Annotated in this window: 15 protein-coding genes; 3 read left to right on the top strand and 12 right to left on the bottom strand. The window is 71.6% G+C overall.

Going from position 1 to position 23,984, the window contains the following annotated elements; all coding sequences use genetic code 11:
* From ACWD4U_RS33115 to ACWD4U_RS33085, 7 genes are all read right to left on the bottom strand, one after another.
* The coding region (locus tag ACWD4U_RS33115; RefSeq protein WP_363461356.1) for an ATP-binding cassette domain-containing protein at window positions 1-350 on the bottom strand (350 nt) is incomplete at its 3' end.
* Window positions 343-1,395 (bottom strand): ABC transporter ATP-binding protein, encoded by a 1,053-nt coding sequence (locus ACWD4U_RS33110; protein ID WP_363461354.1) that lies wholly within the window; start codon window positions 1,393-1,395, stop codon window positions 343-345. The genes ACWD4U_RS33110 and ACWD4U_RS33115, both read right to left, overlap by 8 nt.
* Window positions 1,396-1,412: 17 nt before the next feature.
* The gene (locus tag ACWD4U_RS33105; protein ID WP_363461352.1) at window positions 1,413-2,351 is read right to left on the bottom strand and encodes an ABC transporter permease; all 939 of its coding nucleotides are present in this window, start codon (window positions 2,349-2,351) and stop codon (window positions 1,413-1,415) included.
* Window positions 2,344-3,270 carry an ABC transporter permease gene (locus ACWD4U_RS33100; protein ID WP_363461350.1) on the bottom strand — a complete coding sequence of 309 codons (927 nt, stop codon included), beginning with the start codon at window positions 3,268-3,270 and terminating at the stop codon, window positions 2,344-2,346. The genes ACWD4U_RS33105 and ACWD4U_RS33100 overlap by 8 nt, the downstream gene beginning before the upstream one ends.
* A 145-nt stretch (window positions 3,271-3,415) precedes the next feature.
* Window positions 3,416-5,047 carry a peptide ABC transporter substrate-binding protein gene (locus tag ACWD4U_RS33095; RefSeq protein ID WP_363461348.1) on the bottom strand — a complete coding sequence of 544 codons (1,632 nt, stop codon included), beginning with the start codon at window positions 5,045-5,047 and terminating at the stop codon, window positions 3,416-3,418.
* Window positions 5,048-5,400: 353 nt separating this feature from the next.
* Window positions 5,401-7,305 carry a translational GTPase TypA gene (gene typA, locus ACWD4U_RS33090; protein WP_363461346.1) on the bottom strand — a complete coding sequence of 635 codons (1,905 nt, stop codon included), beginning with the start codon at window positions 7,303-7,305 and terminating at the stop codon, window positions 5,401-5,403.
* Between the two features lie 185 nt (window positions 7,306-7,490).
* Entirely contained in the window at window positions 7,491-10,034 is a 2,544-nt protein-coding gene (locus tag ACWD4U_RS33085) for a SpoIIE family protein phosphatase (RefSeq protein ID WP_449787390.1), read from the bottom strand.
* A gap of 238 nt (window positions 10,035-10,272) precedes the next feature.
* On the opposite strand from ACWD4U_RS33085, the gene ACWD4U_RS33080 reads away from it, so the two are divergent.
* The 3 genes from ACWD4U_RS33080 (at window position 10,273) to ACWD4U_RS33070 (ending at window position 18,675) form a co-directional block, all read left to right on the top strand.
* On the top strand, window positions 10,273-12,999 hold the full coding sequence (locus ACWD4U_RS33080) for a PKD domain-containing protein (protein WP_363461344.1): 2,727 nt from the start codon (window positions 10,273-10,275) through the stop codon (window positions 12,997-12,999).
* Between the two features lie 115 nt (window positions 13,000-13,114).
* Complete coding sequence (locus ACWD4U_RS33075) at window positions 13,115-15,850, top strand: PKD domain-containing protein (RefSeq protein ID WP_363461342.1); 2,736 nt, start codon at window positions 13,115-13,117, stop codon at window positions 15,848-15,850.
* A gap of 122 nt (window positions 15,851-15,972) precedes the next feature.
* Window positions 15,973-18,675, top strand: a complete 2,703-nt coding sequence (locus ACWD4U_RS33070) for a PKD domain-containing protein (protein ID WP_363461340.1) — start codon at window positions 15,973-15,975, stop codon at window positions 18,673-18,675.
* A 22-nt stretch (window positions 18,676-18,697) separates the two neighbouring features.
* Here ACWD4U_RS33070 and ACWD4U_RS33065 read toward each other — a convergent pair whose 3' ends face one another.
* The 5 genes from ACWD4U_RS33065 to ACWD4U_RS33045 form a co-directional block, all read right to left on the bottom strand.
* The gene (locus tag ACWD4U_RS33065; RefSeq protein WP_363461338.1) at window positions 18,698-21,385 is read right to left on the bottom strand and encodes a SpoIIE family protein phosphatase; all 2,688 of its coding nucleotides are present in this window, start codon (window positions 21,383-21,385) and stop codon (window positions 18,698-18,700) included.
* A 416-nt stretch (window positions 21,386-21,801) separates the two neighbouring features.
* Window positions 21,802-22,197, bottom strand: coding sequence for an NUDIX hydrolase (locus ACWD4U_RS33060; protein ID WP_449787389.1), 396 nt, complete (start codon window positions 22,195-22,197; stop codon window positions 21,802-21,804).
* Window positions 22,198-22,239: 42 nt separating this feature from the next.
* Window positions 22,240-22,710, bottom strand: a complete 471-nt coding sequence (locus tag ACWD4U_RS33055) for a CYTH domain-containing protein (RefSeq protein WP_363461334.1) — start codon at window positions 22,708-22,710, stop codon at window positions 22,240-22,242.
* 80 nt (window positions 22,711-22,790) lie between these two features.
* Window positions 22,791-22,946 carry an SPOR domain-containing protein gene (locus tag ACWD4U_RS33050; RefSeq protein ID WP_363461332.1) on the bottom strand — a complete coding sequence of 52 codons (156 nt, stop codon included), beginning with the start codon at window positions 22,944-22,946 and terminating at the stop codon, window positions 22,791-22,793.
* Between the two features lie 132 nt (window positions 22,947-23,078).
* Window positions 23,079-23,882 carry a methyltransferase domain-containing protein gene (locus ACWD4U_RS33045; RefSeq protein WP_363461330.1) on the bottom strand — a complete coding sequence of 268 codons (804 nt, stop codon included), beginning with the start codon at window positions 23,880-23,882 and terminating at the stop codon, window positions 23,079-23,081.
* Between the last annotated feature and the right edge of the window lie 102 nt (window positions 23,883-23,984).

The raw sequence follows: 23,984 nt of genomic DNA, 5'->3' as shown, positions 1-23,984 counted from the left end.
ATGTCGCCGACCGTCATCCGCGGGTTCAGCGAGGTGTACGGGTCCTGGAACACCATCTGGATGTTGCGGCGCACCGCCTTCAGCGCGGCGCCGGAGAGCCGGGAGATGTCCTCGCCCTTGTAGAGGACCTGGCCCGCGGTCGCCCGCTCCAGGTTCATCAGGACCTTGGCCAGCGTCGACTTGCCGCAGCCGGACTCGCCGACGATGCCGAGGGTCTCGCCCTTGCCGAGGGTGAAGGAGATGCCGTCGACCGCCTTGACCGCGCCGACCTGCTTCTTGAAGAGGACGCCCTGGGTGAGCGGGTAGTGCTTGACCAGGTCGCGGACCTCCAGGATGGGCTGCTCAGCCATGGAGGGTCTCCTTCCAGAGGTGGCAGGCGCTCTTGCGCCCGGCGAGCTCCGCGCCGTCCCGGTCGGTGACCTGGTGCAGGGCGGGGATCTCGGTACGGCACAGGTCGGTGGCGACGTCGCAGCGCGGGTTGAAGGCGCAGCCGGCCGGGACCTTGTAGAGGTTGGGCGGCAGGCCCTTGATCGCGTAGAGCTCCTCGCCCTTCTGGTCCAGTCGCGGGATCGACCGGAGCAGGCCCTTGGTGTACGGGTGGGCGGGCTTGGCGTACAGCTCGTGGACCGGGGAGGTCTCGACGATCCGGCCGGCGTACATCACCGCGATCTTGTCCGCGACGTCGGCGACCACGCCGAGGTCGTGGGTGATCAGGATCAGGCCCATGTGGTACTCGGCCTGCAGCTCGGCGAGCAGGTCCATCACCTGGGCCTGGACGGTGACGTCCAGGGCGGTGGTGGGCTCGTCCGCGATGATCAGGTCCGGTTCCAGCGCCAGCGCCATGGCGATCATGATGCGCTGGCGCATACCGCCGGAGAACTGGTGCGGGTAGTCGTTGACGCGCTGCGCGGCGGCCGGGATGCGCACCCGGTCCATCAGCTCGATCGCCTTGGCCTTGGCCTCCTTCTTGGAGAGGCCCTCGTGCACGCGGAACATCTCGCCGAGCTGGTAGCCGACGGAGAGCACCGGGTTGAGCGAGGAGAGCGCGTCCTGGAAGATCATCGCGATCTTGCGGCCGCGGATCTTCCGGCGCTCCTCGCCCGACATCTTGAGCATGTCCTGGCCGCGGAACAGGATCTCGCCGGAGGTGATCCGGCCGGGCGGCATGTCCAGGATGCCCATGATGGTCTGGGCGGTGACGGACTTTCCGGAGCCGGACTCGCCGAGCACGGCGAGCGTCTCGCCGGCCGCGACCGAGTAGTTGACGCCGTTGACGGCCTTGGCGATGCCGTCCCGGGTCTTGAACTCGACGTGCAGGTCACGGACTTCGAGCAGCGGGGTGCCGGGGACCAGGCGGTCCTGGGCTACCGGGGTCTTCACGGGTGCGGTGGTCATGGTGCGGGCCGCCTCTCTCAGCGCAGCTTCGGGTCGAGGGCGTCACGCACCGCGTCGCCGAGCATGATGAAGGCCAGCACGGTGAGGCTGAGCATGCCGGCGGGGAAGAACAGTGCGAACGGAGCGGTACGGATGACCTTCTGGGCCGAGTTGATGTCGATGCCCCAGGAGATGGTCGGGTCCTGCAGACCGATGCCGAGGAAGCTCAGCGTGGCCTCGGTGGCGATGTAGCCGCCGAGCGCGATGGTGGCCACCACGATCACCGGGGCGATCGCGTTCGGCAGGATGTGCTTGAACATGATCCGGCCGGTGCCGGCGCCGAGCGCCTTGGCAGCGGTCACGTAGTCGGCCTGCTTGACGGTGATCACCGAGCCGCGCATGACGCGGGTCATCTGGGTCCAGCCGAGGACCACCAGAGCGAAGACCACCGACCAGACGGTGCGGACCTGGAAGGCGTTCAGCATGACCAGCGCGCCGAGCAGCAGCGGGATGCCGAAGACCATGTCGGTGAACCGGGAGACGATCGTGTCGACCCAGCCGCCGTAGTAGCCGGCCACCATGCCGAGCAGGCCGCCGAGCAGGGTGACGCCCGCGGTGACGCAGATGCCGACCACCACGGACGCGCGGGCACCGTAGATCATCCGCGCGTAGATCGACCGGCCCTGGCCGTCGTAGCCGAACCAGTCGCCCTGGAAGAAGTGCAGGTAGTTCGGCTTGGTCAGGTAGTGCATCCGCAGGTCGCCGGCGCGCGGGTCCACCGAGGTGAACAGGCTGGGGGCGATCGCGAAGGCGATCAGCAGCACGATCAGCGCGGCCGACAGGATGAAGATCGGACGCTTGCGCAGGTCGTGCCAGGCGTCCAGGCCGAGGCTGCGGGGCTTCTCCGGCTTCGGCTCGGCGCTCTCCCCGGCGCGCTGCGCGGGGATGCCCGCGTTCTTCTCGATCAGGTCAGGCATACCGGATCCTCGGGTCCAGGACCGCGTAGAGCAGGTCGACGAGCAGGCTGGCGCCCAGGTAGACCAGCACCAGCACGACGACGAAACCGGAGACGGTCGCGCCCTCGTTCAAGTTGATGGCGTGGTAGAGCGCGTTGCCGACGCCCTTGACGTTGAAGATGCCCTCGGTGACGATCGCGCCGCCCATCAGGGCGCCCAGGTCGGTGCCCAGGAAGGTCACCACCGGGATCATCGAGTTGCGCATCAGGTGGGTGCCGATGACCTTGCGCTTGGGCAGTCCCTTGGCGACCGCGGTGCGCATGTAGTCGGCCTTCAGGTTCTCCGCGATGGAGGTCCGGGTCAGGCGGGCCACGTAGGCGAGCGAGATCGAGCCGAGCACGATGGCGGGCAGGATCAGCTGGCCCAGGTTCATCGAGTCCTGGACGGTCGGGGTGATCCAGCCGAGCTGGATCGCGAAGACGTTCTGGAACACGAAGCCGAGCACCGGCACCGGGATGGAGATCAGCAGCAGGGTCAGCACCAGGGAGGACTTGTCGAAGGCCTTGCCGCGGCGCAGGCCGGCGAACAGGCCGATGGCGACGCCGACGACCAGCTCGAAGGCGAAGGCCAGCAGCGCCAGCCGCACCGTCACCGGGAGGGCCTCGCCGATCACGTCGACGACCTTGCGGCCGGCCATGGTCTGGCCGAAGTTCCCCTGCAGCAGGTCCCTCATGTAGTTGAGGTACTGGTGCCAGATGGGGAGATCAAGGCCCATCCGGTGCTTGAGCGCCGCCAGCTGGGCCGGATCGGCCGCCTTGTCGCCCCACATCGCTGCCGCCGGGTCACCGGGGAGCATGCGGGTCATGAAGAAGATGATCGTGACCGTACCCAGGAACACCGGGATCATCTGGAGCAGTCGCCTCGCGACAAAACGCCCCATCGTGCCTCCAATTGACTGCTCTGACGGGCCGTCATCCCGATTTCAGAGTTTCTCGGCGTGACAACGGCCGGTGCCGGTCCGCCCGGTGGGGCGGGGCACGGCACCGGCCGTGTCGTTTCGAGCCGTGTGTGGTGCCGGCTCGGAATTACTTCTGCTTGACCTCGACCTGGGTGAAGACCGGGTCACCGAAGGAGTCGTACTTCACGCTCTGCACGTTCTTCGAGTAACCCGCGGTGGTCTTGTAGTACCAGAGCGGGATGGCCGGCATGTCCTTGGCCAGCTGGGCCTCGGCCTGCTGGTACAGCTCGGCGGTCTTCTCCACCGAGGTGGCCTTGTCGGCCTCGGCGGCGAACTTGTCGAACTCCGGGCTGGAGTAGCCCGCGTCGTTGGCCGCGGCACCGGTGCCGTAGACGTCCCGCAGGAAGTTGGCGTTCAGCGGGTAGTCCTGCACCCAGCCGGTCCGCATCAGGCCGTTGACCTGCTTCTTCTTGATCAGGTCACGGGCGGTCTTGAAGTCCGGCTTGGCGTCGCCGACGCACTCGACGCCGGTGGCCTGGCGGATGTTGTTGCAGACCGCGTCGACCCATTCCTTGTGGCCGCCGTCGGCGTTGTACAGGATGGTGATCTTGTTGCCCGGGACGCCGCCGCCCTCGGTCACCAGCTGCTTGGCCTTGACCGGGTCGTACTTGCAGGCGTCGCCGCAGGTGTTCTCCTTGTAGCCCATCGCACCCGGGGCGACCCAGGAGGTGGCGGGCTGGCGGGAGCCGTTGAGCACCGTCTTGGTGATGGTGTCGCGGTCGATCGCCATGGACAGGCCCTGGCGGACCTTCGCCTTGTCCACGCCCTGCCACTCCGGCTGGTACATGGAGAAGGAGATGTTCTGGATCGCGCCCTGGGCCTGGTCGACGGCGCGGTCGCCCAGGTCGTTCTTGTAGGAGGCGAGGTCGCTCGGGTCGACCTGGTCCAGCACGTCCAGGTTGTCGGAGACCAGGTCCTTGTAGGCGGCCTCGGCCTGCGAGTAGTTCTTGAAGACGATGCCGCCGTTCTTCGGCTTGTCGGTGCCCGCGTACTTGTCGAACGCGGCGACGGTGATCGCCTTGTTGTGCTCCCACGAGACGAACTTGTAGGGGCCGTTGCCGATCGGCGACTGGCCGTACTTCGCCGGGTCGGTGAAGAACACCTTGGGCAGCGGCGAGAAGGCCGTGTAGCCGAGCTTGTACTGGAAGTACGAGACCGGGCCGGTCAGCGCGATGGTGAAGTGCGTGTCGTCGACGACCTTCAGGCCGGACATGGTGTCCGCGGTGGCGTCGCCCTTGTCCGGGTGGACCGCGTCGTAGCCCTGGATGTCGGAGAACCAGTCGGAGTTGATCTGGTTGTTCTTGACGTTGGCCGACCAGTTCCAGGCGTCCACGAAGGAGGCCGCGGTCACCGGGGTGCCGTCGTGGAAGGTCCAACCCGACTTCAGGGTCACGGTGTAGTTCTGCGCGTCGGTGGTCTCGATCTTCTCGGCGACCTGGTTGCGCAGCTTGCCGTCCGCGGGGTCGTAGTCCACCAGGCCCTTGAACAGGGTCTTGATGACTCGACCGCCGCCGACCTCCATGGCGTTGGCCGGCTGGAGCGGGTTCTGCGGCTCGGTGCTCTGGTAGCTGAACGTGCCCTGAGCGTTGACCGCGTCGCCACCGGAGCTGCCGCCGGAGTTGCTGCTGCCGCAAGCGGTAGCTGCGAGGGCGACCGCGACGGCTGCGACAACCCACTTGGCCTGGCTGGCACCGCGCATGGGTGTGCCTCCTGAACTCGTGTTACAGATCGCTCGCGGCCTGGCGCGCACCCCTGCGCAGAAGCCTCGACCCGAGCTCGATGCACCCACTATCGGTCACTCACGGATACGGAACCGACCAATACGGATTTCAATTTGGTCACATGAACGAGCGGTGAATCTCGGGAATCGGACATTCGCGACATACCCAGACAGGGGCGAAACGGACAGTTGTCACGCATGACGATGTGTGACGTCCGATTAACGAACGATCCGCGCCCGGAGCCCATCTGAGGGTGCGTCACGGAGTGTGAGGAAAAACGCGACCGGCCGGCGTCCCTGAGGACGCCGGCCGGTCGGCCGAGCTACGGGTGTCAGCCCTTCTTTGCCCGCGAGGCCGTGCGGCCGCGGTCCTTGGCGTCCAGGACGACCTTGCGGATGCGCACGGTCTCCGGGGTCACCTCGATGCACTCGTCCTCGCGGCAGAACTCCAGCGACTGCTCCAGCGAGAGCTTGCGCGGCGGCACGATCGACTCGGCCACGTCCGCGTTCGAGGAACGCATGTTGGTGAGCTTCTTCTCCTTGGTGATGTTCACGTCCATGTCGTCGGCACGCGAGTTCTCACCGACGATCATGCCCTCGTACACCTCGGTGCCCGGGTCGCAGAACAGCACGCCGCGCTCCTGCAGGTTGGTCATCGCGAAGGCGGTGACCACGCCGGAGCGGTCGGCGACCAGCGAGCCGTTGTTGCGGGTGGTGAGCTGGCCGAACCACGGCTCGTAGCCCTCGTGGATCGAGTGCGCGATGCCGGTGCCGCGGGTGTTGGTGAGGAACTCGGTACGGAAGCCGATCAGGCCGCGGGACGGCACCACGAACTCCATCCGGACCCAGCCCGAGCCGTGGTTGGACATGTTGTCCATCCGGCCCTTGCGGATGCCCATGAGCTGGGTGACGGCGCCCATGTGCTCCTCGGGCACGTCCACGGTGAGGCGCTCGACCGGCTCGTGGGTCTTGCCGTTGACCTCCCGGGTGACCACCTGCGGCTTGCCGACGGTCAGCTCGAAGCCCTCGCGGCGCATGGTCTCGATCAGGATGGCCAGCGCCAGCTCACCGCGGCCCTGCACCTCCCAGGCGTCCGGGCGCTCGGTGTCCAGCACGCGCAGCGACACGTTGCCGATCAGCTCGCGGTCCAGGCGGTCCTTCACCTGGCGGGCCGTCACCTTGCGGTCCACCTTGCTGCTGGACTTCGCGTCGGCGCCCTTGCCGGAGCCGCCCTTGCCGACCAGCGGCGAGGTGTTGGTGCCGATGGTCATCGAGATGGCCGGCTCGTCGACGGTGATCAGCGGCAGCGCGATCGGGTTCTCGGGGTCGGCCAGGGTCTCGCCGATCATGATGTCGCCGATGCCGGCGACGGCGCAGATGTCACCCGGGCCGGCCACCTCGGCGGGCTTGCGGGTGAGCGCCTCGGTCATCAGCAGCTCGGAGATCCGGACGTTGCTGATCGAGCCGTCGCGCTTGATCCAGGCCACGGTCTGGCCCTTGCGCAGCTCGCCCTGCTCGACCCGGAGCAGCGCGATGCGGCCGAGGAAGTTGTCGGCGTCCAGGTTGGTGACGTGCGCCTGCAGCGGGGCGGCGTCGTCGTAGACCGGGGCCGGGACGTGCTCCAGGATGGTGGAGAAGAACGGCTCCAGGTTGGTGCTGTCCGCCGGGACGGTGCCGTTCTCCGGCTTGGTCAGCGAGGCGACGCCGTCACGGGCGCAGGCGAAGACGATCGGGAACTCGATCTGGTCCTCGTCGGCGTCCAGGTCCAGGAACAGGTCGTAGGTCTCGTTGATGACCTCGTCGATCCGGGCGTCCGGGCGGTCCGTCTTGTTGATGCACAGGATGACGGGCAGGCGGGCGGCGAGCGCCTTGCGGAGCACGAAGCGGGTCTGCGGCAGCGGACCCTCGGAGGCGTCGACCAGCAGGACGACCGCGTCCACCATCGACAGGCCGCGCTCGACCTCGCCACCGAAGTCGGCGTGGCCGGGGGTGTCGATGATGTTGATGGTGATCGGCGCGCCACCATCCTTGGGGTGGTACTTGACCGCGGTGTTCTTCGCGAGAATGGTGATGCCCTTCTCGCGCTCCAGGTCGTTCGAGTCCATCATTCGGTCGTCGAGCTGCTGGTGGGCGGCGAAGGCGCCGGCCTGCTTCAGCATGGCGTCGACCAGGGTGGTCTTGCCGTGGTCGACGTGGGCGACGATGGCGACGTTGCGGATGTCGTTGCGCGTGGGCATGCGGCGCTGATTCTCCCGGAATCGTGGGTCACGGTGCCCGGCCCGCGTCAGCATTCACCGGTCCACCCGCCGGGCATGGCACATGCCTCGGCTTCTCCCCATCGTACGGGGAACGCCCCAACGGAGCCGAAACGGGCCGCTCGGGGGGTGAAGAAGATCACGTGCCCGGGGGGTGTCCGGCGGGCCTACAGCGACAGTTCGAACCAGACGATCTTGCCCTTGGGGGTGCGGCGGCTGCCCCAGCGCTCGGCCAGCAGCGAGACCAGCTGGAGGCCGCGGCCGCCCTCGTCGGTCTCCTGGGCGCGGCGCTGGCGGGGCTGGGCGTAGGCGTCGTCCCAGACCTCGCAGACCATGGTCTTGTCGCGCAGCAGGCGCAGCCGGATCTCGCCGCGGCCGTGCCGCAGCGCGTTGGTGACCAGCTCGCTGACCAGCAGCTCCGAGGTGTCGACCAGCTCGTCCAGGCCGCGCTCCAGCAGCCAGCCGCAGGCGGCCTCGCGGGCCTTGGCGACCGAGGTGGGCTCCGGCGGGAGCCGCCAGTCGCCGACCGAGCCCTTCGGCAGCGCCTGGACCTTGGCCATCAGCAGCGCGATGTCGTCCTCGCCGTGGTGCGGGTTGAGCTCGTCCAGCACCTGGTCGCAGAGCTCCTCCAGCCGGCTGGAGCCGTTGGTCAGCGCCTCCCGGAAGGCCCGCAGGCCCTCGTCCAGCTGGTGCTTGCGGGACTCCACCAGGCCGTCGGTGTACAGGCCGAGGACGGCGCCCTCCGGGAGGTCGACGTCGACCTCCTCGAACGGTTCGCCGCCGACGCCGAGCGGCAGGCCGGGCGGCACGTCGAGCATCCGGGCGCCCTCGCCGGGGCTGAGCAGCACCGGCGGGAGGTGGCCGGCGTTGGCGAAGGTGCAGCGCTGCTTGACCGCGTCGTAGACGGCGTACACGCAGGTGGCGAGGTAGACCTCGGCGCCGGACTCCGGCAGGTCGTCGCTGCCGAGGCCGCGGGCGATCTCGTCGAGGGCCGTGAGCACCTCGGCGGGGTCGAGGTCGAGCATCGCCAGGGTCCGCACGGCGGTGCGGAGTTGGCCCATCGCGACGGCGGCGCGCAGGCCGCGGCCCATCACGTCGCCGATCACCAGCGCGGTGCGGCTGCCGGGCAGCGGGATGACGTCGAACCAGTCGCCGCCGACCTCGGTGTTGTTGTTGCTGGGCAGGTAGCGGCGGGCGATCTCCAGGCCGGAGGCGGCCGGGTTGCCCGGGGGCAGCAGGCTGCGCTGCAGGATCAGGGCGCGCTCGTGCTCGCGGCGGTAGAGCCGGGCGTTGTCCACGCAGACCGCGGCCCGGGCGACCAGCTCCTCCGCGATGGCGACCTCGCGGGCGTCGAACGGCTCGGAGCCGATCGCCCGGGACAGCTGCACCAGGCCGAGCACCTGGTCGCGGGCGACCAGCGGCACCACCAGGGTGGAGCGCAGCAGCGGGTCGGGCCCGGGCTGCGGGACCACGCTGCGGCCGGTGCGCAGCGCGCGGGCGTGCGGGGAGCGCGGCGGGTAGCAGAGCGTCCCGCCGGCCTCGGCGACCCGGACGCCGCCGCCGCGGTCGGAGCCGAGCACCGAGGGCGCGTTGCCGACCACGCTGGAGACCGCGACCCGGCGCAGCTCGCCGCTCTCCGGGTTGGCGGACAGCGGGGCGGAGTCGCCGGTGAGCAGCGCGGTGTACAGGTCGACGGTGGCGACGTCGCAGAACTGCGGGACGATCACGTCGAGCAGTTCCTTGGCGGTGGTCTCCAGGTCGAGGGTGGAGCCGATGTGGGTGGAGGCCTCGTTCAGCAGGGCGAGGTTGCGGCGCACCCCGGCGGCCTCGCGCTCGGCGATGTGCCGGCTGGTGACGTCCTGGACCTGCCCGGCCACGCCGATCGGGCGGCCGCCGGCACCGGCCAGCCGGTACAGCGACACCGCCCAGGTGCGCTGGTCGTCGTCGCGGGCGGCGGGGGCCCGGCCGGGCAGCGTCGGGCCGGCCAGCCGCAGGTCGAGTACCGGCTCCTGGCCGGTGAGCACCTTGCGCAGGGCGAGCAGCAGCCGGTCCGCGTCGGACGGGCGGAACACGTCGCCGGGGGCCAGGCCCTGGAGTTCGGCGGGGGTGCGGCCGACACCGGCCGCGAACGCCTCGTTGACCCGCTGCAGCCGCAGTTCCAGGTCGAACAGGAAGAAGCCGGTCGGGGTCTGCCCGAACACCGCCTCGGAGGCGGCCAGGTCGGTCTCGATGGTGCGCAGCCGGCCCAGGTCGACGGCCAGGCAGGTCGCGGAGCCGTCCGCGCTGGCCGGCATCGCGTAGACCTCGGCCAGGCCCTCCGCGCCGGACAGGTCGCGGTACGGGGCGGTGCCGACCCACTCCTCGCCGGCCAGGATCCGCTCCAGCCGGGCCCGGCCGCGCTGCCACAGCTCGCGCGGGATGAACGCGGTGATCGGGTCGGCGCCGACCGCCTCCGCGGCGGGCACCCCGAAGAACTCGGCGGCCCGGTCGCTCCACTGGGCGATCCGGCCGTCCGCGCCGATCGCGAAGGTGGCGACCCGGATGTAGTCGTAGATGCTGCCGGCGCTGCGGCCCCAGCCGGTCGGCAGCGCGGCGGACACCGTCGGGGCACCCGGCTGCTCCGGCACCGCGGCATAGCCGCTGTCGCCGTGCGTCGCGTTCCGTGCCGGGAAGCTGTTCAACGGACCGACCCCTCCAACCCGCGCGCCCATCCGGTGTCGAGAAGACCGAGTATTCGATGTCCGAGTATTCATCATTTGGGCGCGACAGCACACGCCCCCTAACGTCACAACATCGACTCGGGTAGTTGAATGCACGGCACGCGAGCGGTCGCCGCAAGCGGGGTGCCGCTGTGTCAGGCCAGGCCCACCCCCGTACCCGGGTGTACGACCCGCCTGCGATGATCACCTCCCTGCCCGGTGCCCCGCCGGGCACCGGGGAGGAAGTTCCATGCGTTCCAGACGTGTCGCCGCGGCAGCCCTCGTCGCGCTCGCCGCCGGCAGCCTGCCGTCCGTCGCCGGTACCGCCACCGCCGCGGTGACCGACCTCTACGTCGACCGGGCCAGTGCGCAGTGCGCCGACGACGGGCCGGGCAGCCAGGAGCAGCCGTACTGCACCGTCGCTACGGCCGCCGCGAAGGTCGAGCCCGGCCAGACCGTGCACCTCGCCGACTACACCTACGCGGAGCGGCTGGAGGTGACCCGCTCCGGCACGCCGCAGGCGCCGATCACCTTCACCGGCACGTCCCGGGGCGCCTCCCCCGGGTCCAGCGCCCGCCTCACCGGGATCACCGTGCGCGGGGCGTCGAACGTCCGGATCGCCGACCTCTTCGTACTCGGGAGCAGCGACGAGGTCGTGACAGTGACGGGGTCGAGCCAGGTCGAGCTGAACCGCCTGCAGGTGAGGCGCTCGGACTCCACGGCCACGGCGCCCGCCGTCCACGTCACCGGACGGAGCACCGGCGTGACGGTCAGTCAGAACATCGTCTCCTACGGTCGGCTGGTGGTCGACCAGGCCTCGACGGCCGTGGTCAGCACCAACCTGATCCAGACCGCGACGGCCGGCATCACCCTCGACGGCGCGCGGGACACCACGGTCACCTCCAACACCGTCGGCGACGGCTGCGGCGCCCGGTTGCTGGTGACCGGCGGCTCCGCCGGCACGGTGCTGGAGAACAACGTCCTGCTGGGCACCCGGGCCACGCTCCCCTGCCCGCCCGAGGGCCAGCGCGACCTGGAGGTCTCCGCGGACTCGGCACCCGGCACCACCGCCAAGTACAACTCCCTGCTGGCCGACGCCACCCCGTACCTGTGGGCGGGCACCGCGTACGACACGGCAGAGGCGTTCCGGGCGGCCACCGGGCAGGGCGCGCAGGACATCCTCAAGCCGACCTCCGAGGCCCTGAACCCGACGAACATCGACTCCGCGGACGCCCTCGCGCCCGGCGAACTGCCCGTCAGCCTGCAGAACTACCACCGGACCGACGACCCGGCGTACGCCAACACCGGTACCGGCGTGGGCTACTACGACCGGGGGGCGAGCGAGGTCATCAACCCGATGACCGCGTCGCTCACCGACACGTCCCAGCACAGCCCGTCCGACCACCCGCTCGACGTGACCTTCAGCGGGTCGTTCACCTCCCCCTGGTCGCCGGCCACCGCGACCGTCGACTTCGGCGACGGCACCCCCGCCGTGCCGGTCACCGCGGACTCCTTCCCGCTCTCGCACCGCTACCCGCGGGAGGGGCAGTTCCTGGCCACCCTGACCGTCACCGACAGCTCCGGCAACCAGCGCCGTACGTACGCCAACCTGCAGCTGACGGCGGCCCCGATCACGGCCGGCCTCGACGTGCGGCACCCGGCCGGGGCCGACCAGCTCACCGTCCGGACCCAGCCGAAGGATCTGAGCAGCCCGCTGCCGGTGGTGACGTACCACTACGACTTCGGCGACGGCACCGCCGCGGTGGAGGCCGCCACGGACGCGCCGGTGGACCACCACTACGCCAAGCCCGGCACCTACCGGGTCACCACCACCGTCACCGACGACCACGGGCGCACCGGGACGGCCGCCTCCCCCGTCACGGTCGGCGGGGCGTACGTTCCGCTGACGACCCCTCAGCGGGTCATGGACACCCGCAGCGGCCTCGGCGCGCCGAAGGCCAAGGTCGGCCCGAACGGCACCGTGAAGCTGAAGGTCACCGGCACCGCGGGCGTTCCGGACGACGGGTCGGTCACCGCCGTCCTGGTCAACCTCACCGGCACCGGCGCCTCCGAGCCGACGCACGTGATCGCCTACGACGGCGGACAGCGGCCGGACACCTCGAACCTCAACGCCGTACCCGGGCGCGACGTCGGCAACGCGTCGCTGGTCCCGGTCGCGCCCGACGGGACGATCACGCTGTACAACCACGGCGGTTCGCTGGACCTGATCGCCGACCTGCAGGGCTACTACAGCACCGGCAAGGTGCAGCCGCTCGGCCTCTACGGCGTCCCGGCCAAGCGCGCCCTGGACACCCGCGGCAGCCACCCCGTGGGCCCGGACGGCACCGTCACCTTCAAGGTCCGCGGCCCGGGCCTCCTCCCCGACAACGCCTCGGTCGCGGTCTTCAACCTGACCGCCACCGGCTCCGACCAGGACACCTACGTCACGGCCAACCCCGGAAAGCCCGTCACCCATTCCTCACTGAACGTCAGCCGCGGTGCCACGGTGGCCAACCAGGTCACCGCCCCGATCGACGCCAACGGCAACGTCACCCTCTACAACCACGTCGGCACCGTCCAGCTCATCGCCGACCTGCAGGGCTTCTACGGCACCGCCGACGGCAAGGCCGGCCCGGTCATCCCGATCACCCCGGCTCGCGCGCTGGACACCCGCACCGGCGACAAGCTCGCCTTCGACGGCCGACGCACCGTCAACGTCCGCGAGTTCGGGGTCCCGGAGAGCGCGACCGCGGTGCTGGTCAACCTCACCGGGCTGGACGCAACCGAGGAGGGGTGGATGGCCGTCTCCAGTGGCGACGCCTACTACTGGGACAGCTCGAACGTGAACCTGACGCCGGGTGCGATCGTGCCGAACCTGGCGCTGGTGCCGGTCGGCAACGGTGGCTGGATCACGCTCTACAACCACGCGGGCGCGGCCGACGCGATCCTCGACATCCAGGGGTACACGGCCTCCTGACGTGCCGTCATCCGGGTGGATCGCACAGGGTCCACCCGGATGCGGGGGTCCACGACCGGTCTGGCAGGATCTCGCTCCACCTCGGTGCTCTGCCGAGTCTTGGGGAGGGGTTTCCATGCGTTCCAGACGTGTGACCGCGGCAGCCATCGTCGTGCTCGCCGCCGCCGGCAGCCTGCCGTCCGCCACCGCTGCCGCGGCGGTCACCGACCTGTACGTCGACCAGGGCAACACCGCCTGCACCGACGCCGGTTCGGGCAGCAAGGAGGTGCCGTACTGCCACGTCGGTGCCGCCGCCAAGGCGGTCGGGCCCGGGCAGACCGTGCACCTCGCGAGCGGCGTCCACGAGGAGCGGATCGTGCTGACCCACTCCGGCACGCCGGACGCGCCGATCACCTTCACCGGACCGGCCACCGGGAGCTTCGAGCCGGGCGCTGAGACCACGGTGCGGGGCATCACTGTGCTGGGGGCGACCGACGTCCGCTTCGTCGAGCTGTACGTGGACGGCGCCTCGGTGTCCGCGGAAGCGGTGCGGGTGGCCGGCGCGAGCCGGGTCGAGCTGAACCGGATGCGGGTGCGCGGGCAGGACGCCGACGGCGGGTCGGCGGCCGTCCACGTCACCGGACACAGCGCCGGGGTGACGCTCAGTCAGAGCTGGGTCACCGGCGGCCGGGTGGTGGTCGACCAGGCGTCGTCCGCGATCGTGAGCACCAATCAGATTTCCTTCGGGCCCCGGAGCGGCATCACCGTCGACGGTGCGCAGGGGACGGCGGTCACCTCCAACAGCGTGGGCGCCGCCTGCGGGCCGCAGGTCCTGGTGACCGGCGGCTCCACCGGCACCACGGTGGAGAACAACGTCCTCACCGGCACCGCGAAGACCGACGGCTGCACAGCCGGCGCCCAGCGCGACCTGGAGGTCTCCGCGGACTCCGCCGCCGGCACCGTCGCCAAGTACAACTCGCTGCTGGCCGACCCCACCCCGTACCTGTGGGGCGGGAAGACGTACGCCACGGCGGAGGACTTCCAGACCGCCACCGGTCAGGGCGAGCGGGACGTCGTGAAGCCGACCACCGCGCAGCTCGACGCCGCGGGCATCGACTCCGCGGACGCCCTCGCCCCGGGCGAGCTGCCCGTCTCGCAGACCGGCAGCAAGCGGATCGACGCCCCGGGCTACCCCAACACCGGTACCGGCGTGGGCTACTACGACCGCGGCGCGGGCGAGCAGCAGAACCCGATGGTGCTCGGCCTGGCCCTCGCCCCCGCGCAGCCCGCCTACGCCCTGGACGTGGCGCTCGACGTCCAGGTCACCTCGCCGTGGTTCCCGGCCACCGCGACCCTCGACTTCGGCGACGGCACCGGGCCCTCCCCGGTCACGGCCGGCCCCGTCTCGCACGGCTACCCGTACCCGGGCAACTACCAGGCCGTGCTGACCGTCACCGACGACACCGGCTACCGGAAGACCACCACGCTCACCGTGCGCGCCGCGGCCGACCCGGTCAGCACCGGCCTGACGGTCCAGCACCCGGCCGAGAAGGACCGGCTGACCGTGCGGGCCCTGCCGAAGGACCTGTCCAGCCCGCTGCCGGTGGTGAAGTACCGCTACGACTTCGGCGACGGCACCGCCGCGGTGGAGAGCGCCACGGCCGCTCCGGTCGACCACCGCTACGCCAAGTCCGGCCCCTACCAGGTGACGCTGACCGTCACCGACGACCACGGGCGCAGCGCGTCGGCCTCCTCGCCGGTCACGGTCGGCACGGCGTACGTGCCGCTGACGATGCCTCGGCGGGTGATGGACACCCGTAGCGGCCTCGGCGCGCCGAAGGCCAAGGTCGGCCCGAACGGGACCGTGAAGCTGAAGGTCACCGGCACCCCGGGCATCCCGGACGACGGGTCGGTCGCCTCGGTGCTGGTCAACCTCACCGGTACGGGCGCCTCCGAGCCCACCCACGTGATCGCCTACGACGGCGGGCAGCGGCCGGACACGTCCAACCTCAACGCCGTCCCCGGCCGCGACGTCGGCAACGCCGCGATGGTCCCGGTCGCCGCGGACGGCACCATCACCGTCTACAACCACGGCGGCTCGCTCGACCTGATCGCCGACCTGCAGGGCTACTACAGCACCGGCAAGGTCCCGTCCCGCAACCTGTACGCGAGCGACGCCGTCCGGGTGCTCGACACCCGAACGAGCCACCCGGTGGGCCCGGACGGCACCGTCACCTTCAACGTCCGCGAGCTGCCCGGCCAGGTCCCCGCGGGGGCCTCGGTCGTGGTGCTCAACGTGACGGCCACCGGCGCCGACCAGGACACCTACGTCACCGCCAACCCGGTCGCCCGTCCGGTCACCTACTCCTCGCTGAACGTCAGCCGCGGCGCCACCGTCTCCAACCAGGTGACCGCCCCGATCGACGCCGCCGGCAACGTGACGCTCTACAACCACGTCGGCTCGGTCCACCTGATCGCCGACCTGCAGGGCTTCTACGGGTCCGACTACCCCAACGCCGGCCAGGTGGTCCCGATCACGCCCGTCCGCGCGCTGGACACCCGCACCACCTCGAAGCTGAACCCCTTCGAGGTCCGCGGCATCAACGCGCGCTCCTACGGCGTCCCCGCCGGCGCGAGCGCGGTGCTGGTCAACCTCACCGGCCTGAACGCCACCGAGGAGGGCTGGCAGGCTCTCATCGGCACCTACGCCGTCAACGCCTCGCCGGGCACGTCGAACCTGAACCTCACCCCCGGCGCGGTCGTCCCGAACCTGGCGCTCGTGCCGATCAACCAGTGGGGCTACTTCTCCGTGGTCAACCACGCCGGCACCGCCGACGCGATCGTCGACATCCAGGGGTACGTGATCCCCTGACCCACCGTCACCCGGGTGGGCGCCCTTCCGGGGGCGGCCCACCCGGGTGCGGGGGTGCACGACCGGTCTGGCAGGATGCCGCTCCTGCTCGGTGTTTTGCCGAGTCTTGGGGAGGAGATTCCATGCGTTCCAGACGCCTGGCCGCAGCGGCGTTCGTCGCGCTCGCCGCCGGCAGCCTGCCGTCCGCGACCGCTACGGCGGGGGTCACCGACCTCTACGTGGACAAGGACAGCGCCACCTGCGCCGACGACGGCCCGGGGAGCGTGGCGCAGCCGTACTGCCACGTGTCGGCGGCGACCAGGACCGTCCTGCCGGGGCAGACCGTGCACATTGGTCGCGGTACGTACGACGAGGCGGTGGCGCTGACCCGCTCGGGCACTCCGGACGCGCCGGTCACGTTCGTCGGCGCCGATGCGGTGGAACCCGATTTCCAGCCGGTCACCCAGGTCAGGACGCTCACCGTCAACGGCGCTCACGATGTGCGGGCGTCGAACCTCCAAACGGACAGCGGCCCCGCGCCACGCGCCACCGTGACCGGGTCCGACCGCGTGGTCCTCGACCACGTGTGGAGCCCGTCCGTGTGGATCACGGGGGCGAGTTCGGAGGTGACGCTCAGCCGCTCGACCGTCCTCGGACGGGTCACCGTGGAGCAGAGTCCCCGGGCCACGGTCACCACGAACCGGACGAACGGCATCAGCGTCGACCACGCACCGGGTAGCGTCGTCACCTCGAACACGGTCAGGGCCGACTGCGGACCGCTGATCCGGCTGGCCGGCGGATCCGACCGGTCCGTGGTCGAGAACAACCTCCTCTCCCGCAGTTCCGACACTGCGGACTGCACGACCGACCCGCGCCGCGGCCTGGACGTGGCCGCGGACTCCGTCCCCGGCACCGTCGCCAAGTACAACTCCCTGCAGGACAGCGGGGACGTTCCGTACGTCTGGGCGGGCGTGGAGTACCGGACGGCAGCGGCGTTCCGCTCCGCCACCGGGCAGGGCGACCACGACCTGCTGGGTCAGGGGTACTGGAGCGAGCTGACGACGAGCGGCATCGACGCGGCGGACTCCGACGCCCCCGGACAGCTCGATACCGACCGCCGCGGATACGTGCGGATCGACGACGCCGAGGTCGCCGACACCGGGAGTGGCCGGGTCACCTACCACGACCGCGGGGCGGACGAGACCACGAACCCGCTCTCGTCCTGGGTGCACTTCCGGCAGGTCACGGACGCACAGGGCCACCCGCTGCTGGATGTCGAGGCAGTCGGTTCGATCGTCTCCCCGTGGCTTCCCGCTTCCGGGACCATCGACTTCGGTGACGGCAGCGCGCCGGTACCGGTCGGCTCCGGGGACTTCACGGTCCGCCACACCTACCCGCGCGAGGGGTACTACGGCGCCGTCATTTCGGCCCGCGACAGCGCCGGTAAGGTCGACGAGTACTGGTGGCCGGTGCAGGTCGCACTCGACCCGATCACCGGCGAGCTGGTCGTCCGGCACGCCGCCGATGCGGACCGGCTCTCGGTCCACGCCGAGGTCAGCGGGGTGACCAGTCCGCGGCCGATTTCCGGATACCGCTACGACTTCGGCGACGGCACCGCCCCGGTCACCCACGCCGGTGCGGACGCCGTTCCTGCCGACCACCGCTACGCCAGGCCCGGGACGTACCAGGTCTCGCTCACCGTCACCGACGACCACGGCCGGACGGCGGAGAAGACGTCCACCGTCACGGTCGGGGGCGCGTACGTTCCGCTGGCCCAGCCGGTCCGGGTGATGGACACCCGGACCGGGCTGGGGGCGCCGCAGGCCGCGATCGGCCGGGACGGCACCGTCAGGCTGAAGGTCACCGGCACCGCGGGCCTTCCCGACGACGGCTCGGTCGCCGCCGTCCTGGTCAACCTGACCGGCACCAACGCCACCGAGCCGACCCACGTCATCGCCTACGACGGCACGGAGCGACCCGGCACGTCCAACCTCAACCCCGCGCCCGGCCGGGACACGGGCAACGCCGCTCTGGTGCCGGTCGCTGCCGACGGCACCATCACCGTGTACAACCACGGCGGTTCGATCGACCTGATCGCCGACCTCGAGGGGTACTACAGCACCGGCAAGGTGCAGCCGCTCGGCCTGTACGGCGTTCCGGCGGTCCGCGCCCTGGACACCCGGAACGGCACCGGTGCGCAGCCCGGCCAGGTCGGACCGGACGGCACCGTCACCTTCAAGGTCCGTGGCCCGGGTCTCCTCCCCGACACGGCGTCGGTCGCGGTGCTCAACCTGACCGCCACCGGCGCGGACCAGGACACGTACGTCGCCGCGAACCCGACCGGCGTGCATTCCTCACTGAACGTCAGCCGCGGTGCCACGGTCGCCAACCAGGTCACCGTCCCGATCGACGCCGACGGCAACGTGACGCTCTACAACCACGTCGGCAACGTCCAGCTGATCGCGGACGTGCAGGGCTACTACGGCGTGCAGCCGGACCGGGCCGGGCAGATCGTCCCGATCCGGCCGGTCCGGGCCCTCGACACCCGCAACGGTCCGATGGGGCTCGGCGGCCCCGAGGACATCGACGTCCGCCGGTACGGCATCCCCGCTCAGGCCACCGCGGTCCTGGTCAATCTCACCGGCCTCAACTCGACGCAGGAGGACTGGCTCGCGGCGGGCCGCAGCGACACCACGGACTGGACCACCTCGAACCTGAACCTGGCGCCGGGCGCGATCGTCCCCAACCTCGCTCTGGTCCCGATCTCCGACCGTACGATCCGGGTGACCAACCACATCGGCATCACCGACGCCGTCGTCGACTTCCTGGGCTACGTCACGCCCTGACAGCCGCTCAGGTCAAAGGCCGTCAGTCCGCGGAGAAGAGGCCGCGCCCGATCTCGGGTGCGGCCTCGTCCGTGCCGCCGCCCTCCTCGGGGTCGCCCGCGAGCTCGAACCAGACGACCTTGCCGAGGCCCTCGGCGCGGGCGCCCCAGCGCAGGGCGAGGCGGCGGACGAGTTCCAGGCCGCGGCCGCCCTCGTCGCCCTCGGCGGCGTGGCGTTCGCGGGGCGGGTCGGGCAGCGGGTCGGAGATCTCGACCAGCAGGACGTCGCGGAGGGTGAGGCGGACACCGATCGGGGCGCTGGCGTAGCGGACCGAGTTGGTGACCAGTTCGCTGACCAGCAGTTCGGCGGTGTCGGTGAGTTCCTCGACGCCCCAGTCGGCGAGCGTCCCGCGGACCAGTCTGCGGGCCCGGGAGACCGCGGTGGGCTCCGCGGGCAGGGTCCACCCGGCGGTCGGCACGTCGGCCTGGCCGCGGCCGAGGCGGGCCAGCAGCAGGGCGACGTCGTCGGGTTCGCGGCCCTGTTCCATGGTGTCGAGGACGGCCTCGCACGCCTGCTGGATCGAGGCGTACGGCTGTTCCAGCACGCTGATCAACCTCCCCAGTCCCACGTCCAGATCCTTGTCCCGGGACTCCACCAGCCCGTCCGTGCACAGGGCGAGCAGGCTGCCTTCCGGGATCTCCATCTCGATCGATTCGAACGGCACGCCGCCGACGCCGAGCGGGGCGCCGGACGGCAGGTCGAGCACCTGGCCGGCGCCGCCGGGCAGCGGGCCGCCGGAGCGGGCCGGCTCGGCGGCGCCGGCCTTGGGCACCACCAGGACGGGCGGGATGTGGCCGGCCTTGGTGACGATCAGGCTGCGCCGGGCGGGGTCGAAGACCGCGTAGATGCAGGTGGCGAGCAGCGCCTCGTCGGGGCCCTGGGCGAGGTCGTCGGCGAGTTCGTGGACGTGCCGCAGCAGCACCTCGGGCGGCAGGTCGAGGGCGGCCAGCACCCGGACGGCGGTGCGCAGCCGGCCCATGGTGGCGGCGGCCCGCAGGCCGTGGCCCATCACGTCGCCGACCACCAGCGCGGTGCGCTCGCCGGGCAGCGGGATGACGTCGAACCAGTCGCCGCCGACCTCGGTGCCGCTGGATCCCGGCACGTACCGGTAGGCGACCTCCACGCCGGTGGGCTGCGGGACCTGCTGGGGCAGCAGGGTGCGCTGCAGGGTGAGCGCGGCGGTGCGTTCGCGGGCGTAGAGCCGGGCGTTGTCGAGGGAGCTGCCGGCCCGGTCGGCGAGTTCGACGGTGAAGGCCAGGTCGTCGCGGTCGAAGCCCTCGCGGTAGCCGGCCCGGCTGACCACCAGCAGGCCGATCACGATGCCGCGGGCGCGCAGCGGCACCACCAGCCGGGAGTGCACGCCGAGGTCCCTGGCGGCCTCCACCTTGGGGTCGCCGGGGTACGAGAGGTCGTCCAACTCCGTTCCACTGGCCAGGAGTTCGGGGACGCCGCTGCGCAGCACCCGGCCGAAGACGGACTCCTCCTCGAAGGTGATCCGGGCGCCGCGGCGCAGCATCGTCTCGACCGCGGGGCCGTCCTGGATGGCGGCGACGCCGAGCTGTAGCAGCGAGGTGCGCCGGTCGTGGCCGTGCCGGGGCAGGTCGTCGCCGTGCGCGACGGCCTGCAGGAGGATCACCCCGGCGTAGTCGGCGAGCCGGGGGACGACCGCGCCGGCGAGCTCCTGGGCGATCCGGGTGGCGTCCAGCAGGTCGCCGACCCGGGAGCCGAACTCGTTGAGCAGCGAGAGCCGGCGCCGGGCGCCCTCGACCTTGGCGACGGCGCGGTACCGCTCGGTGACGTCCATGACGGTGCCGGAGATGCCGAGCACCCGGCCGGAGCGGTCGGTCATCCGACTGTAGGAGATCGAGCGGTAGCCGGAGCGGGCGGTGACCGGGGAGGCCAGGGTGACGTCGATGACCGGTTCGCCGGTGGCCAGCACCTGGCGCTGGATGGCGGTGATCTCGTCGGCGGCCCGCTCGGGGAGGGTCTCGCCGGTGGTGCGGCCGACGTGCGCCTCGGCGGGCAGGCCGTTCATCGCGGCCAGGGTGCCGTTGACCGCGGTGTAGCGCAGCTCGGTGTCGAGGACGGCGATGCCGAGCGGTGACTGCTCGAACAGCGCGTCGCGGACGGCCAGGTCGCGTTCGACGGCGCGCAGGGCGGCGGCCTCGGCGAGGGCGGCCTGGACGTACGGGGCGCCGTCGCCGTCGACCAGCAGGGAGAGCCGGGCCTCCACCTCGACCGGGACGCCGTCGCGGTCGGCGATGCCGGTGATGCCGTGCCAGGAGCCGCGGCGCAGGGTCTCCTGGATCGCCGTACGGGTGCGCTGGACCTGTTCCTGATCGGCCATCAGCTCGTCGACGGCCCGGCCGACCAGCACCTCGCTGGGCCAGCCGAGCATGTCCTCGGCGGCGGGGCTCCACAGCACCACCCGGCCGGAGGTGTCCAGGATGACGATGGCCACCTTGACCACGTCGAGCAGGCTGCCGCCCTCTGTGCGGCGGCTGGGGTGCAGCGCGGTCGGCGCGGCTTCGCGGCGGCCGGGGTGCGGCTCGGGGCCGCCGGGGAACGCCTGGGTGGGCCGGCCGCGCGGCGGGGCCGTGCCCGCCTCGGCGGGCGGCTCGGCGGACGGCCCGGCGGCGGACGGCCCGGCAGTCGGCGCGCTGCCCGGCACCGGGCCGGGCCCGGCGGCCCGCCCGGTGCGTCCACCCCGTCCGGGACGCTCACCCGCCCCGGGGCCGCGGCGCAGCCGGGCCCGGGCCGCAGCCCGGCCTATGGGCAGGCCCGGGCCGGCCGCGCGCCGCGCGCCACGCGGAGACGGACCGGCCGCCTCGCCCTTTCCCCCGCCACCACCCGGCTTCGCCACCTACGGGGCCTCCGGCCATCGCTGGGAACACGCCGCGGCGGGTCGCCGGAGCGCGGGCCCTCGCCACCCGGTGCCACTCCGGCTCCCGAACGTGACGAATGCTGCCGAACACTGCCATACCCCGGACAACGCGCCACTATCCCGACATACGGGTCGTCTGTCCGATTGGCGTACAGGTCGGAGGGCCTGCCGCCGCGTCAGGCGGCCACCCGGCCGACGGCCCGCTACCTCAAGTGGCCGTCGCGGTGCAGGTCGTCGAAGAGCAGCTGGTCGACCGGGGGGACGCGGTCCCGGTCTGCGTAGCCGAACCAGTCGACGTCCTCGATCTCGCTGCTGGCGGCGAGGGTGCCGGTGTACTCGGCGGTGTAGCAGGCCATCCGGACGGTCGCGCCGCCCGGGCGGGTCTCGGCGTGGTAGGTGCCGACGTGTGCGACGGTCTCCGGGCGGAGCGCGACGGTCAGCTCCTCGGCGACCTCGCGGACCAGGGTCTGCAGGTCGGTCTCGGCGCCCTCGCGCTTGCCGCCGGGGATGTAGAACTCGTCCTTGCCACGGGGGCGGGCGCACAGGATCCTGCCGCCTTCCAGCCGGACCCAGGCCACCGTGTCGATCAGCACCGCCATCACTGCCCTCGCGCTCGGGTACTCGCCGCCCCCGACCCTACGTCAGAGCGCGGGCGGCTCGGCCGCCGTGGCGAGGCGCTGGTTCTTCAGGTCGGAGCGGTCGGTGACCTCGGCGCCGAACCAGGCGGGCGGGGTGAAGCCGGCGGCCTCCTCGGAGTCGGTGAACTCGACCTCGACGGTGCGCAGTCCGGCCAGCCGGCCGTGGTAGGTGTCGACCACCGCCTCGAAGCGGCCGAGCGGGACGATCCGGCGGGTCTTGGTGACCCGGGCGTGCTCGGTGGCGGGCCACAGCGCGGCGAACTGCTCGGCGCCCAGCGGGGTCTCCCACTCGCCGCGGACCAGCCCGGCGCCGCGCTTGACCGTCAGCGAGCAGGCCTCGCCCTGCTCCCTGACCCGGGCCTCGGCGCCTTCCGGACCGATCACCAGGTAGCCCTGCCGGACCTCGAACTCCCGCCCGTCCGGCACGCTTTCACCGTCCGGCACCAGGAACTTGCGCTCGATCTCGACTCCCACCGGGCGGCCTCCTCGACTCGGACGGCCACACCCGGCCGGGCGCCGACGAACCGTCAAGCGCCACGGTACGCCTGCGGAGTTCACTCCTCGTCGCGCTCCACCCAGTAGAGCTGCTTGTGTCCACGGGCCTCGAACTCGGCCGCGAGCGCCTCGGCCTCCGCGCGGCTCAACCCGCGGGCGACCAGGTAGCGGTTGCCGTTGTCGTCCTGCCGCATCACCCGGTACGCCTGGTCCATGGGGTGCACGCTAGCGGTCCGACCCGGTGGGGGACAGGCCGGACCGCTTGCCGTGTGCATGAGGATAGCGGCTGGATGCTACCGGTGGGTACGGTCGGGGTTAACGGGAGGTTAGCTGCGACTGATGAGCAACTACCTTACGCGCGCCAGCAGTTCGCCGTGCAGGACGGCGAACCAGGCGTCCGGGTCGGCGGCCCAGCGGTGCCAGCCGGCAGCGATCCGCTCCAGGTCGGCGGGGGTGGCCAGGCCCTCGGCGAGGGCGGTGGCGGCGGTGTTGGAGCGCAGCGTGCGCTCGGCCCAGCTCTCCGACCACCAGGCGCGTTCGGCCTCGGCGGCGAAGGTCCAGGTGGCGGAGGTCGCGGTGAGCTCGGTCAGCCCGGCGGCGCGGGCCCAGGCGACCAGTCGGCGGCCGGCGTCGGGCTCGCCGCCACTGGTCCGGGCGGTGCGGCGGTAGAGGGCCGACCACTCGTCCAGTTCCGGCAGTTGCGGGTACCAGGTCATCGCGGCGTAGTCGGCGTCACGCACCGCGATCAGCCCGCCGGGCGCGGTCACCCGGCGCATCTCGCGCAGCGCGGCCACCGGGTCGGCCAGGTGCTGCAGCACCTGGTGAGCGTGCACCACGTCGAACGAGCCGTCCGGGAACGGCAGTCGGTAGACGTCGGCGACCTGGAAGTCCAGCGTGTCCAGACCGCGCTCGGCGGCCAGCCCGGCGGCCTGCTCCAGCACCTCGGCGGCCGTGTCGACGCCGGTGACCCGGCCGGTCGGGCCGACCGCGGCGGCCAGGTCCGCGGTGATCGTGCCCGGCCCGCAGCCGACGTCCAACACCCGATGTCCGGGCCGGAGTTCGGGCAGCAGGTAGGCGGCCGAGTTGGCCGCGGTGCGGGTGCGGTGCGAGCGCAGGACGGCTGCGTGGTGTCCATGGGTGTAACCGGCCATGGCGGGTTCCCTAAGAATGTGAGGCGGTCCGGGAGGACCGGGTATGGCTGATGGCGCGTTGCCCTCGATGGCTCGGAAGGAATGGCCGCCCGGTCCTCCGGG

This window comes from Kitasatospora sp. NPDC002522 (assembly GCF_053595195.1).
This window is presented reverse-complemented; position numbering and strand designations above follow the sequence as displayed.

Bases quoted from the DNA above. Each gene is read 5' to 3' on its own strand.
- ACWD4U_RS33110 (WP_363461354.1), bottom strand. From the start codon at position 1,395: ATGACCACCGCACCCGTGAAGACCCCGGTAGCCCAGGACCGCCTGGTC.
- ACWD4U_RS33105 (WP_363461352.1), bottom strand. From the start codon at position 2,351: ATGCCTGACCTGATCGAGAAGAACGCGGGCATCCCCGCGCAGCGCGCC.
- ACWD4U_RS33100 (WP_363461350.1), bottom strand. From the start codon at position 3,270: ATGGGGCGTTTTGTCGCGAGGCGACTGCTCCAGATGATCCCGGTGTTC.
- ACWD4U_RS33095 (WP_363461348.1), bottom strand. From the start codon at position 5,047: ATGCGCGGTGCCAGCCAGGCCAAGTGGGTTGTCGCAGCCGTCGCGGTC.
- typA (WP_363461346.1), bottom strand. From the start codon at position 7,305: ATGCCCACGCGCAACGACATCCGCAACGTCGCCATCGTCGCCCACGTC.
- ACWD4U_RS33085 (WP_449787390.1), bottom strand. From the start codon at position 10,034: ATGGGCGCGCGGGTTGGAGGGGTCGGTCCGTTGAACAGCTTCCCGGCA.
- ACWD4U_RS33080 (WP_363461344.1), top strand. From the start codon at position 10,273: ATGCGTTCCAGACGTGTCGCCGCGGCAGCCCTCGTCGCGCTCGCCGCC.
- ACWD4U_RS33075 (WP_363461342.1), top strand. From the start codon at position 13,115: ATGCGTTCCAGACGTGTGACCGCGGCAGCCATCGTCGTGCTCGCCGCC.
- ACWD4U_RS33070 (WP_363461340.1), top strand. From the start codon at position 15,973: ATGCGTTCCAGACGCCTGGCCGCAGCGGCGTTCGTCGCGCTCGCCGCC.
- ACWD4U_RS33060 (WP_449787389.1), bottom strand. From the start codon at position 22,197: ATGGCGGTGCTGATCGACACGGTGGCCTGGGTCCGGCTGGAAGGCGGC.
- ACWD4U_RS33050 (WP_363461332.1), bottom strand. From the start codon at position 22,946: ATGGACCAGGCGTACCGGGTGATGCGGCAGGACGACAACGGCAACCGC.
- ACWD4U_RS33045 (WP_363461330.1), bottom strand. From the start codon at position 23,882: ATGGCCGGTTACACCCATGGACACCACGCAGCCGTCCTGCGCTCGCAC.